The following is an 11,380-nucleotide window of genomic DNA, read 5'->3' on the forward strand; positions in this document are numbered from 1 at the left end:
GCGGCGTCAAGCGCGTCGTTGCGACCGACCAGGATCCGCGGGCGCTCGCGTGCGCGCGCGAAAACGTCGAGCGGCTCGGCTATGCGGCGCAGGTCGACGTCGTCGAGGCCGACCTGTTCCCGGCCGGCCGCGCGCCGCTCGTCGTCTGCAATCCGCCGTGGGTGCCGGCGCGGCCGAGCGCGCCGATCGAATACGCGGTCTACGATCCGGACAGCCGCATGCTGCGCGGCTTCCTCGCCGGGCTCGCCGCGCATCTCGAGCCGGGCGGCGAAGGCTGGCTGATCCTGTCCGATTTTGCCGAGCATCTCGGCCTGCGGCCGCGCGACACGCTGCTGCAGTGGATCGACGAAGCGGGCCTGGTCGTGCTTGGCCGCGACGATATCCGTCCGAAGCATCCGAAGGCGGCCGACGCCGACGATCCGCTGTACGCGGCACGCCGCGCCGAAGTCACGTCGCTCTGGCGGCTCGGTGCGCGGGCTTGATCGCGCGGTCTCGGCGGGCTTGATCGCGCATTTTCGCGAGGTTTCGCGCGTTTGTCGGTAAACTGACGCCATTCCTCACGATTTTCCGCCGCCGGGCCGCGCGTAACGACCGCGGCCCGGCGCCGTTCCACGATGTCGAACAAAACCCACGAAATCCGTCCGGAGCAGTCTGTCGAGCTGCTGAAGGAACTGCACATCCTGACCCGCGACGGCAAGCTGAACCAGGACAGCCGCCGCAAGCTGAAGCAGGTGTACCACCTGTACCAGTTCATCGAGCCGCTGCTCGCGAGCGTGCAGGCCGACAAGGGCGGCGTGACGCTCGCCGATCACGGCGCCGGCAAGTCGTATCTCGGCTTCATCCTGTACGACCTGTTCTTCAAGCAGCAGCCGGGCCACGGCACGCCGGCGTTCGCGTCGCATATCTACGGGATCGAGACGCGCGAAGAGCTAGTCGCGCGTTCGGCCGACCTCGCCGCGCGCCTCGGTTTCGGCGGGATGTCGTTCCTGAACCTGTCGGTCGCCGATTCGATCACGTCGCCGCGGCTGCCCGAGACGATCGACGTCGTCACCGCGCTGCATGCGTGCGATACGGCGACCGACGATGCGATCCGCTTCGCGCTCGCGAAGCACGCGCGCCACATCGTGCTCGTGCCGTGCTGCCAGGCGGAAATCGCGGGCGTACTGCGCAGGAACAAGGGCAAGTCGCTCGCGAGCGCGCTGACCGAGGTGTGGCGGCATCCGCTGCACACGCGCGAATTCGGCAGCCAGATCACCAACGTGCTTCGCTGCCTGCAGCTCGAAGCGCACGGCTACCAGGTCAGCGTGACCGAGCTGGTCGGCTGGGAGCACTCGATGAAGAACGAGCTGATCATCGCGCAATACAAGAACCTGCCGCGCAGGCGGCCGAGCGAGCGGCTGAACGAGATCCTCGACATGTTTGGTCTTGCCGAACTGCACGAGCGGTTCTTCGTGCCGCAGCGCACGGAGGCCGCCGGCGAGGAAACGGCACCGGCCGCCGACTAAGCCGCCTGTCGGCCGGACGCCGCACCGCGCATCGCTCGCGGCGCGCGAACGCGTCGCCCGATCCCGCCGGACTTGCCGGACTCGCCAGACGGTCGCTCAGACGTCGTCGCCGGGACGGCTCATCCAGTCGCGCCAGCCGTCGTGGCCGAGGCGCCGCAGCGTTTCCTGGTTCTTCTCGTAGATCGCGGACGCGTCCGGGAACGCGTCGGCCGCGCGCGCGATGCTGTCCTCGCGCAGCAGGTGCAGGATCGGGTACGGCGCGCGGTTCGTGTAGTTCTCGATGTCGTCCGGCGCGCTGCCTTCGAACTGGTAGTCCGGATGGAAGCTCGCGATCTGCAGCACGCCGTCGAGCTTCAGCTGGCTCACGAGCCGCTCCGCGAAGAACAGCGCATCGTTGTAGTCGACAAAATCCGCGAACGCATGCGGATAGATCACAAGCGTCGTGTCGACCTGCTGCGGATCGGCGGCTTCGAGCAGGCGGAGTTCGGTTTCGAGATCGGCGAGCGCGTCCTCGAGCGTCGTCGCTTCGCTGATCGCGTAGCGCACCTGGTCCTTCACGTACACGCTCTTCGCGAACGGGCACAGATTGAGCCCGATCACCGCGCGCGCGAGCCAGTGCCGGGTGGCGGCGAGGATGTCGTCGTGCGCGCAGTCGTGCGTGGCGGGGCGGGTGTCGGTCATGGCAGTGCGGAACGGGCGGGGAAGGGCCGCATTTTAGCGGGGGCGGCGTGCGACGCGTGTCGGAGGCCGGCGGCGCGCGCCGGCCGGTGCCGCGCCGCTCAAGCGCAAGCGGTCTCGATCAGCTGCGTGACGAGCGTCGGTGCGGTGCCGATCGGCGTCTCGCCATGCCGATACGTCTGGCTTGCCGCATAGATGCCTTCGATCACCAGCGCGAGCGAATCGGCGAGCCACTTCGGCTGCCGCGCGCCCGCGCGTTCGCACAGCTCGACGAGCCGTGCCATCAGCCGTTCCTTGTTCTGTGCGACGCGTTCGCGCGCCGGATGCGATGCGTCCGGAAATTCCGCCGCGACGTTCACGAACGGGCAGCCGCGGTAATCCTTCTGCGACGCACGCTCCGCGAGGTCGACGAAATACTGGATCAGTTGCGCCTTCGGCTGGCCGGGATGCTTCGCGACGCTCGTGTCGAAGCGCTCGAAGAAGCACGCATCCATGCGCTCGAGATACGCCAGGATCAGCTCGTCCTTCGATGAGAACTGGCGATACAGGCTCATCTTGTTGACGCCCGCGAGTTCCACGACAGCCTCGACGCCGACCGCGCGCACCCCTTCCTTGTAAAACAGCTCCTCGGCGGCGCGCAGCAGTTGCTCCTGCGCGGTGGCGCCCGCGATCGGCCGCCGGACGCGCCGCGACGCGGGTTTGGAGGCTTCGATATCGGACATGTTGCTCTCGGCTGCGAAATTGAATGCTTGACATGTTACCGACTGGTCACTACGATCGCAACACAATTGTGACCGATCGGTAACAATGCGGTCGGATCGAACGCGAATGTGGTGCATCGGACCGGAGTCGGCGTTGACGCGCTGGTTCCGGTCGACACGGGAGACTCTGGACATGAACTGGGCAGCAACACGAATCGGCGGGCGGTTCCACTACGGATGGCTCGCGGCGGCGGTGGTATTCCTGATCCTGCTGGCGGCGGCCGGCACGCGCGCGACGCCGAGCGTGCTGATGGTGCCGCTCGAGCGGGAGCTCGGCTGGAGCCGTGCGGCGATCTCGCTCGCGATTTCGGTGAACATCGCGCTGTACGGGCTCACGGGCCCGTTCGCGGCCGCCGCGATGCAGCGCTTCGGGCTGCGGCCGACGATCCTGACCGCACTCGTGACGATGAGCGCGGGCGTCGCGCTGTCGTCGATGATGACGCAGAGCTGGCAGATGGTCGTGATCTGGGGCCTGATGGTCGGCAGCTCGACGGGCGTCGTCGCGCTGACGCTGTCGGCGACCTTCGTCACGCGCTGGTTCCATGCGCGGCGCGGGCTCGTGATGGGCGTCCTGACCGCGAGCACGGCCACCGGCCAGCTCGTGTTCCTGCCGATGCTCGCGGCGATCGCGCAGCACCACGGCTGGCGGCCGGTCGTGCTGGTCGTCGCAGTGGCGACGGCGATCGTGATTCCGCTCGTCGCGCTGCTGCTGCCGGAGCGTCCGGCCGACGTGAAGCTGCGTCCGTACGGCGAGCCGGCCGATGCGCCACCCGCGCCCGACGCGACGAAGGAGAACCCGCTCGCGGTCGCGTTCCGCACGCTGCTCACGGCGAGCCGCTCGCGCGATTTCTGGCTGCTGTTCTTCAGCTTCTTCGTCTGCGGCGCGAGCACCAACGGTTACGTCGGCACGCACCTGATCGCGATGTGCAGCGATTACGGGATGACCGAAGTGCAGGGCGCGTCGCTGCTCGCCGCGATGGGCGTGTTCGACCTGTTCGGCACGACGCTGTCGGGCTGGCTGTCCGACCGTTACGACAATCGCGTGCTGCTGTTCTGGTATTACGGGCTGCGCGGGCTGTCGCTGATCTACCTGCCGCATGCATTCGGCATCGATTTCTTCGGGCTGCCGCTGTTCGCGATGTTCTACGGGCTCGACTGGATCGCGACCGTGCCGCCGACCGTGCGGCTTGCCACCGACGTATTCGGCAAGGCCGCCGCGCCGGTCGTGTTCGGCTGGATCGTCGCGGGCCACCAGCTCGGCGCGGCGTTCGCGGCGCTCGGCGCGGGCATGCTGCGCGCAAGCCTCGGCACCTATACGATCGCGTCGATGATATCCGGCGGGCTGTGCATCGTCGGCGCGCTGATCGTGCTGCGCATCAACCGCGGTGCGTCGCGCACCGCGGCGCAGGCGGTCTGACGCGCGTCGCGCATCGGGTAACGGGGCAGCGGGTCACGGCGCACCCGGGCACGCAGGCGCGCAAGCGGTTATGCTTGCGATTCGCCCGGCGTTCGCGCCCCTTCATCGATGTCAGCGAGGATCCGCATGTCTGTCAAACCTGCTCCCACCACTGTTTCGATCCACGAACTGATCGCGGGCCGCTGGAGCCCGCGTGCCTATTCGAATGCGCCGGTCAGCGCCGCCGACCTGCATGCGGTGCTGGAGGCGGCGCGCTGGGCGCCGTCCGCTTACAACGTGCAGCCGTGGCGCTTCATCGTGTTCGACCGTACCCACGATGAAGCGGCGTTCAAGCGGGCGTTCGCGACGCTGGTGCCGTTCAACCAGGGCTGGAACGCGCCCGGCCAGGTGCTGATCGCGGTCACCGCGCACACGCTCACGTCGAAGGGCGAGCCGGCGCCGACCGCGCTGTACGACGCGGGCGCCGCGGCGATGGCGCTGGTGCTGCAGGCGCACGCGCTCGGGCTGGCCGCGCACCAGATGAGCGGCTTCGACGCGAATGCGTTCCGCGCGGCCTTCGCGATCCCCGCGGACGTCGCGATTCCGGCGATGATCGCGCTCGGTCATTACGGCGACATCGACAAGCTCGACCCCGTGCTGCGCGATCGCGAGAAGGCGCCGCGCACGCGGCATCCGCTGGGCGAGGTCGTGTACGCAGGGGCGTGGAAGAAGAGTTTCGGGTCGGCGGCCTGACAGCGGCGGCCGGTTTGCCGCAGGCCCGGCCGGACGATCTGGCCGACGATATGGCCCCGGGCGGGATCCACCGGTCGGGGGCCGCCCGCCGGTTGTGATCCCGCGGGCTTCATGTTAAAAAGCCCCTCCTTTCCGTTTTCGCGCCGGCCATGCGGCGGCACCTTCCCATGACTTACTGCGCGATCGACTTCGGTACGTCCAATTCCGCTGTGGCGCTGCCCGACGGCGACGGCATGCGCCTCGCGCCCGTCGAGGGCGATCACCTGACGCTGCCGACCGCCATCTTCTTCAACAACGACGAGGAAACGGTCGAATACGGCCGCACGGCGCTCGCGTCGTACATCGACGGTTTCGATGGCCGCCTGATGCGCTCGATGAAGAGCATTCTCGGTTCACCGCTGGCGGAGACGACCACCGATCTCGGCGACGGCTCCGCGATCGCGTACACGGACATCATCGCGCGCTTCCTCACGCACCTGAAGCGCAAGGCCGAAGCGTGCGCGGGCGCGCCGATCGGCCGCGCGGTGCTCGGCCGGCCGGTGTTCTTCGTCGACGACGATCCGCGCGCGGACCGCCTCGCGCAGGACCAGCTCGAAGCCGCCGCGCATGCGGTCGGCTTCGCCGACGTGCAGTTCCAGTACGAACCGATCGCTGCCGCGTTCGACTACGAGTCGCGCCAGAGCGCGGAGCGGCTCGTGCTCGTCGCCGACATCGGCGGCGGCACGTCGGACTTCTCGCTGGTGCGGGTCGGCCCGGACCGGATGGCGCGCCTCGAGCGCAAGGACGACGTGCTCGCGCACCACGGCGTGCACGTTGCCGGCACGGATTACGACCGGCGCGTCGAGCTGTCGGCGATCCTGCCCGCGTTCGGCTACCGCTCGCTCGACCCGGAAGGGCGCGAGCTGCCGAACCGGACCTATTTCGATCTCGCGACCTGGCACCTGATCAACACGGTCTACACACCGAAGCGTCTTGGCGAGCTGAAGCTGATGAAGCACCTGTACCGTGATGTGCGGCAGTTCGACCGGCTCGTGCGGGTGGTCGAGTTGCGGCTCGGCCATGCGCTGATGGCGCGTGCGGAAGAAGCGAAGATCGGCGTCGCGGCGGGCGGGGACACGATGATCGACCTGAACGATGTCGAGGAAGACCTGCAGATCGCGTTCGACGCGGACCGCCTTGTCGACGCGAGCCGCGACGACACCGCGCGGATCGTCGATGCCGCGCGCGAGACGGTGCGGCTCGCCGGCATCGCACCGCGCGACGTCGGCGCGCTGTACTTCACCGGTGGCTCGACCGGGCTCGCGTTCCTGTCGGGCGCGCTCGCGGCGGCGTTCGCGGATGCGCAGCCGGTGTTCGGCGACCGTCTCGCGAGCGTGGCGACCGGTCTCGGGATCCACGCGCAGCGGCTGTTCGGCTGAACGTCGCCGGTGACGAAATAAAAAAAGCCCCGCCGAAGCGGGGCTTTTTCATTCAGACGAAAACTCGCGCTGAACTTACAGCGGGCGAATGTTCGCAGCTTGCAGACCCTTCGGGCCCGTCTTCACTTCGAATTCGACCTTCTGGTTTTCTTGCAGCGTCTTGAAGCCTTCGACGCGGATTTCCGAGAAGTGCGCGAACAGATCGTCGCCGCCGCCTTCCGGGGTGATGAAGCCGAAGCCCTTAGCGTCATTGAACCACTTGACGGTACCGGTTGCCATGTTACTTGTTCCTAAAAAGATAAAACGGGGCCGAAGCCCATTGGGCGCGGAAATTCAAGGAAGGGGTAATGGGACCAACCGGAGTACCGTTGATGGGCGAACTACGAAAGAACCAATTCACTCGCCGCTTGAAATCCTGCGTGGATCTTTATACGGCGAATTCAGCGCGAGGTCAACCGTATTTCCATGCTCTCAGGGTTATTACGAGTTTAGAGCTTACAAACATTGCAGTTTTCGCGAATTTTTTGTAGGGGGCGATCGATTTTGGCGCAATTGGACAGGTGCAACCGTTAAACTACGCGCCGCGTGGACTGGTTGCTCCGACCGAGCGATCCGTCCCCCCAAGAATGCGTGCGCGGTGCAGTTCGAGTCGATCCCGGGCTGCGGGCCGACCATGCTTTTTGAGACACAGGAGAGGATGTGAAGAGTTCTATTCAACGGAACATCGGCCCGTTTGCACTGATGCTGACGGGGCTGGGTTCGATTATCGGCTCGGGCTGGCTGTTTGGCGCCTGGAAGGCCGCGAAGATCGCCGGTCCGGCGGCGATCTGCGCATGGATCATCGGCGCGGTGGTGATTCTCGCGATCGCGCTGACGTACGCCGAACTGGGCGCGATGTTCCCCGAGTCGGGCGGCATGGTTCGCTATGCGCGCTACTCGCACGGGTCGCTGGTGGGCTTCATCAGCGCGTGGGCGAACTGGATCGCGATCGTATCGGTGATCCCGATCGAGGCCGAGGCGTCGATCCAGTACATGAGCACGTGGCCGTATCCGTGGGCGCACGCACTGTTCGTCAACGGCGAGTTGCAGACGACGGGCCTGCTGCTGTCGGCCGTGCTCGTGGTCGTCTACTTCCTGCTGAACTACTGGGGCGTGAAGGCGTTCGCGCGCGCGAACACGGCGATCACGATCTTCAAGTTCCTGATTCCCGGCCTGACGATCGCCGGCCTGATGCTGTCGGGCTTCCACTCGGAAAACCTGGGTACCGCATCGAATGCGAGCTTCGCGCCGTACGGCTGGTCGGCGGTGCTGACCGCGGTCGCGACGAGCGGCATCGTGTTCGCGTTCAACGGCTTCCAGAGCCCCGTCAACCTCGCCGGTGAAGCGCGCAATCCGTCGCGCAGCGTGCCGTTCGCGGTGATCACGTCGATCCTGCTCGCGCTCGTGATCTACGTGCTGCTGCAGATGGCGTACATCGGCTCGGTGAATCCGGCTGACGTCGCGAAGGGCTGGTCGCAGTTCAACTTCAAGTCGCCGTTCGCCGAACTGGCGATCGCGCTGAACCTGAACTGGCTCGCGATCCTGCTGTACGTCGACGCGTTCATCAGCCCGAGCGGCACCGGCACGACCTACATGGCGACGACGACGCGGATGATCTACGCGATGGAGCGCAACAACACGATGCCGAAGATGTTCGGCAACGTGCACCCGCTCTACGGCGTGCCGCGCCAGGCGATGTGGTTCAACCTGCTGGTCTCGTTCATCTTCCTGTTCTTCTTCCGCGGCTGGAGCTCGCTCGCGGCGGTGATCTCGGTCGCGACGGTGATCTCGTACCTGACCGGCCCGATCAGCCTGATGGCGCTGCGCCGCGCGGCGACCGACATCGAGCGTCCGCTGTCGATCCCGCTGATGAAGCTGATCGCACCGTTCGCGTTCGTCTGCGCGTCGCTGATCCTGTACTGGGCGAAGTGGCCGCTGACCGGCGAAATCATCCTGCTGATGATCGTCGCACTGCCGGTGTACTTCTACTTCCAGTCGAAGGCCGGCTGGAGCGGCTGGGGTGACGACCTGAAGGCCGCTTGGTGGCTGGTCGCGTACCTGCCGACGATGGCGATCCTGTCGCTGATCGGCAGCAAGGAATTCGGCGGTCATGGCATCCTGCCGTACGGCTGGGACATGCTCATCGTCGCGGCGATCTCGCTCGTGTTCTACTTCTGGGGCGTGAATACCGGCTACCGGACCAAGTATCTCGACGAGCGCGAGTCGCACGACGAGATCCTCGAAGGCATCGGTGCCTGACGCATCCTGACCTGCCGCCGGGATCGGCGGCGGCAGGGCCAGCGAGAAAAGCCCGTGCGAGCGTTCTGCTCGCACGGGCTTTTTGCTTTCTGTACGTGCCGGCGGCGCAGGCAGCGCCGCCAGCGGCTGACGCTGACGTTGACGCTTACGCGGCCGCGCCGGCGAACACGTAGTTCGTCATCGCGAGCACGCGCTGATAGGTGCCGAGCGACTGGATGCCGAGCTGGTAATCGTCGTCCGCGGCGCCCAGTGCCGCGAACACCGGCAGCAGGTGCTCGTCGGTCGGGTGCATCAGCGCCGCATGCGGCGCCTGGCGGCGATAGTCGAGCAGCGCGTCGATGTCGCGCGCGGCGAGCTTCGCTTCGAACCAGTCGGTGAATTCCGCGACGCGCGGATCGGCATCCTCGGGCGCCGCGCCGAAATCAGCCGCGCGCAGGTTGTGCGTGATCTGGCCCGAGCCGATCACCATCACGCCTTCGTCGCGCAGCGGCCGCAGCGCGCGGCCGAGCGCGAAGTGATGGGCGGCGTCCGCGCGCGGCTGGATCGACAACTGCGCGACCGGCACGTCCGCTTCCGGAAACATCAGCAGCATCGGCACCCACGCGCCGTGGTCGAGGCCGTGCTCGGTCGTGCCGGTCGCGATGCCGGCCGCGTTCAGCAGGCTCGCCGCGCGCTCGGCGACGTCCGGCGCGCCCGGCGCCGGGTACTGGATCTCGTACAGCGCGCGCGGGAATCCGTAGAAGTCGTGGATCGTTTCCGGATGCTGCGCGACGCTCGCGACCGGCTGCAGGGTGCCCCAGTGCGCGGACAGCATCAGCACTGCGCGCGGACGCGGCAGCTCGGCGCCGAGGTGGGTGAACGCACCGGACGGCAACGTCGGATCGATCGGCAGCGTCGGGGCGCCGTGGGACAGGTAGAGCGACGGCAAGCGGTTCATGATGGTGGTCTGCAGTGATGTTGCCTGTGACTATAGACGCGCACCGGATATTGATAAACGGGCCGATGGGAATTTGATTGACTCTCGCTGGTTGTCAATTGGCCGGGATTGCCGCTTGCAGATCGGGCGTGCGCGCGAAGGTGTGGCGTTCGGTGGAAATGCGTGGTGAAGCGGTTGAAATCGCGGGAATACGACGAAGAAGCGGCGAAGAGGAAAAGAGGCGGCGAAGAAGGAGAAGGCGAGAAGGGGCGCCCGAAATTACTGAGCGTGCCGGATGCCTTCCCACGGCGTGGTCAGCGGTGCGCTCAGCGCGAACAGGTCGAGCACGCGCGCGACCGTCTGGTCGACGAGTTCCTCGATCGTCTTCGGCATCGCGTAGAAGGCCGGCAGCGGCGGAAACACGATGCCGCCCATTTCGGTGACGGCGGTCATGTTGCGCAGGTGCGCGAGGTTGAACGGCGTTTCGCGCACCATCAGCACGAGGCGGCGCCGCTCCTTCAGCGTGACGTCGGCGGCACGGGTGATCAGGTTGTCCGACAGGCCGTGCGCGACGCTCGCGAGCGTCTTCATCGAGCACGGCGCGATCACCATGCCGTCGGTCGCGAACGAACCCGATGCGATCGTCGCACCGACGTCGCGCACCGAGTGCACAACGTCCGCGCGGCGTTCGATATCGGCCTTCGACAGGTTCAGTTCGTGCTGGATGTTGAGCCAGCCGGCGCTCGAAATCAGCAGGTGCGTTTCGACGCCGCCGGCGGCGCGCAGCATGTCGAGCAACCGCACGCCGTAGATCGCGCCGGTCGCGCCGGTGATCGCGACGATCAGGCGGCGCTGCGGCGCGCTGCGGGGTTCCATCGACGGCAGGGGATTACGCGGCAGCGAACAGTTGCTGCAGTTCGCCGGACTGGTACATCTCCATCATGATGTCCGAGCCGCCGACGAATTCGCCCTTCACATACAGCTGCGGGATGGTCGGCCAGTTCGAGAATTCCTTGATGCCCTGGCGGATTTCTTCATCTTCGAGCACGTTGACCGTCTTGAACTGGTCGACGCCGCAGGCCTTCAGCACCTGCACGGCGCGGCCCGAGAAGCCGCACATCGGAAATTGCGCGTTGCCCTTCATGAAGAGCACGACCTGGTTTTCGTCGACGATTTGCTTGATACGTTGTTGGGTGTCCATGACTGACCTTGCGTTGGCGGGGCGTTAGAACGAAATGATAGCGGATTTCAACCGCGCGGGCCGGGCTTGCGCGTGCATCAGCCGGGCAGGCGGCCGCCCGTCGTGCGCTCGATCGCGGCAAGATCGGCGAGCGATTCGACCGCGACGAAACCGTGCGCAGCAAGCAGCGCGCGCACGGCTTCGGCCTGGTCGTAGCCGTGCTCGATCCACAGCGTGCCGCCCGGCTTCAGACGGGCGCCGGCGCCTGCGACGATCGCGCGGATCGCGCTCAGGCCGTCGGCGTCGTCGGTGAGCGCGCCGCGCGGCTCGAAGCGCAGGTCGCCCTGCGACAGGTGCGGATCGTGCTGCGCGATATACGGCGGGTTGCTGACGATCGTGTCGAACGCGAGCGCCGGATCGAGCGCCGCATACCAGTCGCTTTGCAGCAATTGCAGCGGCCCGCCCGGCCGGCGCG

Annotated in this window: 12 protein-coding genes and 1 pseudogene; 6 read left to right on the top strand and 7 right to left on the bottom strand. The window is 66.7% G+C overall.

What is annotated here, in order from left to right:
• A partial coding sequence (locus G3N94_RS36195; RefSeq protein WP_205798999.1) for a methyltransferase occupies window positions 1–482 on the top strand: 482 nt, incomplete at its 5' end.
• A 132-nt stretch (window positions 483–614) separates the two neighbouring features.
• Window positions 615–1,505, top strand: a complete 891-nt coding sequence (locus G3N94_RS36200) for an SAM-dependent methyltransferase (RefSeq protein WP_205799001.1) — start codon at window positions 615–617, stop codon at window positions 1,503–1,505.
• 96 nt (window positions 1,506–1,601) lie between these two features.
• On the opposite strand, the gene G3N94_RS36205 is transcribed toward G3N94_RS36200, so the two are convergent.
• Both G3N94_RS36205 and G3N94_RS36210 read right to left on the bottom strand, forming a co-directional pair.
• Window positions 1,602–2,186, bottom strand: coding sequence for a DUF1415 domain-containing protein (locus G3N94_RS36205; protein WP_205799003.1), 585 nt, complete (start codon window positions 2,184–2,186; stop codon window positions 1,602–1,604).
• 98 nt (window positions 2,187–2,284) lie between these two features.
• Window positions 2,285–2,905 carry a TetR/AcrR family transcriptional regulator gene (locus G3N94_RS36210; protein ID WP_205799005.1) on the bottom strand — a complete coding sequence of 207 codons (621 nt, stop codon included), beginning with the start codon at window positions 2,903–2,905 and terminating at the stop codon, window positions 2,285–2,287.
• A gap of 172 nt (window positions 2,906–3,077) precedes the next feature.
• Between G3N94_RS36210 and G3N94_RS36215 the strand changes: the two genes are divergently transcribed.
• From G3N94_RS36215 to G3N94_RS36225, 3 genes are all read left to right on the top strand, one after another.
• On the top strand, window positions 3,078–4,361 hold the full coding sequence (locus tag G3N94_RS36215; RefSeq protein WP_205799007.1) for an MFS transporter: 1,284 nt from the start codon (window positions 3,078–3,080) through the stop codon (window positions 4,359–4,361).
• Window positions 4,362–4,487: 126 nt separating this feature from the next.
• Window positions 4,488–5,093, top strand: a complete 606-nt coding sequence (locus tag G3N94_RS36220; protein ID WP_205799009.1) for a nitroreductase family protein — start codon at window positions 4,488–4,490, stop codon at window positions 5,091–5,093.
• A 167-nt stretch (window positions 5,094–5,260) separates the two neighbouring features.
• Window positions 5,261–6,511 (top strand): Hsp70 family protein, encoded by a 1,251-nt coding sequence (locus G3N94_RS36225; RefSeq protein ID WP_205799011.1) that lies wholly within the window; start codon window positions 5,261–5,263, stop codon window positions 6,509–6,511.
• Window positions 6,512–6,586: 75 nt separating this feature from the next.
• On the opposite strand, the gene G3N94_RS36230 is transcribed toward G3N94_RS36225, so the two are convergent.
• Window positions 6,587–6,790, bottom strand: coding sequence for a cold-shock protein (locus G3N94_RS36230; protein ID WP_006400508.1), 204 nt, complete (start codon window positions 6,788–6,790; stop codon window positions 6,587–6,589).
• 420 nt (window positions 6,791–7,210) lie between these two features.
• Here G3N94_RS36230 and G3N94_RS36235 point away from each other — a divergent pair, with 420 nt between their 5' ends.
• On the top strand, window positions 7,211–8,809 hold the full coding sequence (locus G3N94_RS36235) for an APC family permease (RefSeq protein ID WP_205799013.1): 1,599 nt from the start codon (window positions 7,211–7,213) through the stop codon (window positions 8,807–8,809).
• 145 nt (window positions 8,810–8,954) lie between these two features.
• Here G3N94_RS36235 and G3N94_RS36240 read toward each other — a convergent pair whose 3' ends face one another.
• From G3N94_RS36240 to G3N94_RS36255, 4 genes and pseudogenes are all read right to left on the bottom strand, one after another.
• Window positions 8,955–9,746, bottom strand: a complete 792-nt coding sequence (locus G3N94_RS36240; protein ID WP_205799015.1) for a class III extradiol ring-cleavage dioxygenase — start codon at window positions 9,744–9,746, stop codon at window positions 8,955–8,957.
• Window positions 9,747–10,004: 258 nt separating this feature from the next.
• Window positions 10,005–10,601 (bottom strand): UbiX family flavin prenyltransferase, encoded by a 597-nt coding sequence (locus G3N94_RS36245; RefSeq protein ID WP_205799017.1) that lies wholly within the window; start codon window positions 10,599–10,601, stop codon window positions 10,005–10,007.
• 13 nt (window positions 10,602–10,614) lie between these two features.
• Window positions 10,615–10,926, bottom strand: a complete 312-nt coding sequence (gene grxD / locus G3N94_RS36250) for a Grx4 family monothiol glutaredoxin (RefSeq protein ID WP_124599415.1) — start codon at window positions 10,924–10,926, stop codon at window positions 10,615–10,617.
• A gap of 77 nt (window positions 10,927–11,003) precedes the next feature.
• Window positions 11,004–11,380, bottom strand: a pseudogene (locus G3N94_RS36255) (protein-(glutamine-N5) methyltransferase, release factor-specific); the annotation flags it as partial.

This window comes from Burkholderia sp. Ac-20353 (genome assembly GCF_017104785.1).
Taxonomy (GTDB): Bacteria; Pseudomonadota; Gammaproteobacteria; order Burkholderiales; family Burkholderiaceae; genus Burkholderia.

Coding starts and splice junctions, on each gene's coding strand:
- G3N94_RS36200 (WP_205799001.1), top strand. CDS start 615: ATGTCGAACAAAACCCACGAAATCCGTCCGGAGCAGTCTGTCGAGCTG.
- G3N94_RS36215 (WP_205799007.1), top strand. CDS start 3,078: ATGAACTGGGCAGCAACACGAATCGGCGGGCGGTTCCACTACGGATGG.
- G3N94_RS36225 (WP_205799011.1), top strand. CDS start 5,261: ATGACTTACTGCGCGATCGACTTCGGTACGTCCAATTCCGCTGTGGCG.
- G3N94_RS36205 (WP_205799003.1), bottom strand. CDS start 2,186: ATGACCGACACCCGCCCCGCCACGCACGACTGCGCGCACGACGACATC.
- G3N94_RS36240 (WP_205799015.1), bottom strand. CDS start 9,746: ATGAACCGCTTGCCGTCGCTCTACCTGTCCCACGGCGCCCCGACGCTG.
- G3N94_RS36245 (WP_205799017.1), bottom strand. CDS start 10,601: ATGGAACCCCGCAGCGCGCCGCAGCGCCGCCTGATCGTCGCGATCACC.
- G3N94_RS36230 (WP_006400508.1), bottom strand. CDS start 6,790: ATGGCAACCGGTACCGTCAAGTGGTTCAATGACGCTAAGGGCTTCGGC.
- grxD (WP_124599415.1), bottom strand. CDS start 10,926: ATGGACACCCAACAACGTATCAAGCAAATCGTCGACGAAAACCAGGTC.
- G3N94_RS36220 (WP_205799009.1), top strand. CDS start 4,488: ATGTCTGTCAAACCTGCTCCCACCACTGTTTCGATCCACGAACTGATC.
- G3N94_RS36210 (WP_205799005.1), bottom strand. CDS start 2,905: ATGTCCGATATCGAAGCCTCCAAACCCGCGTCGCGGCGCGTCCGGCGG.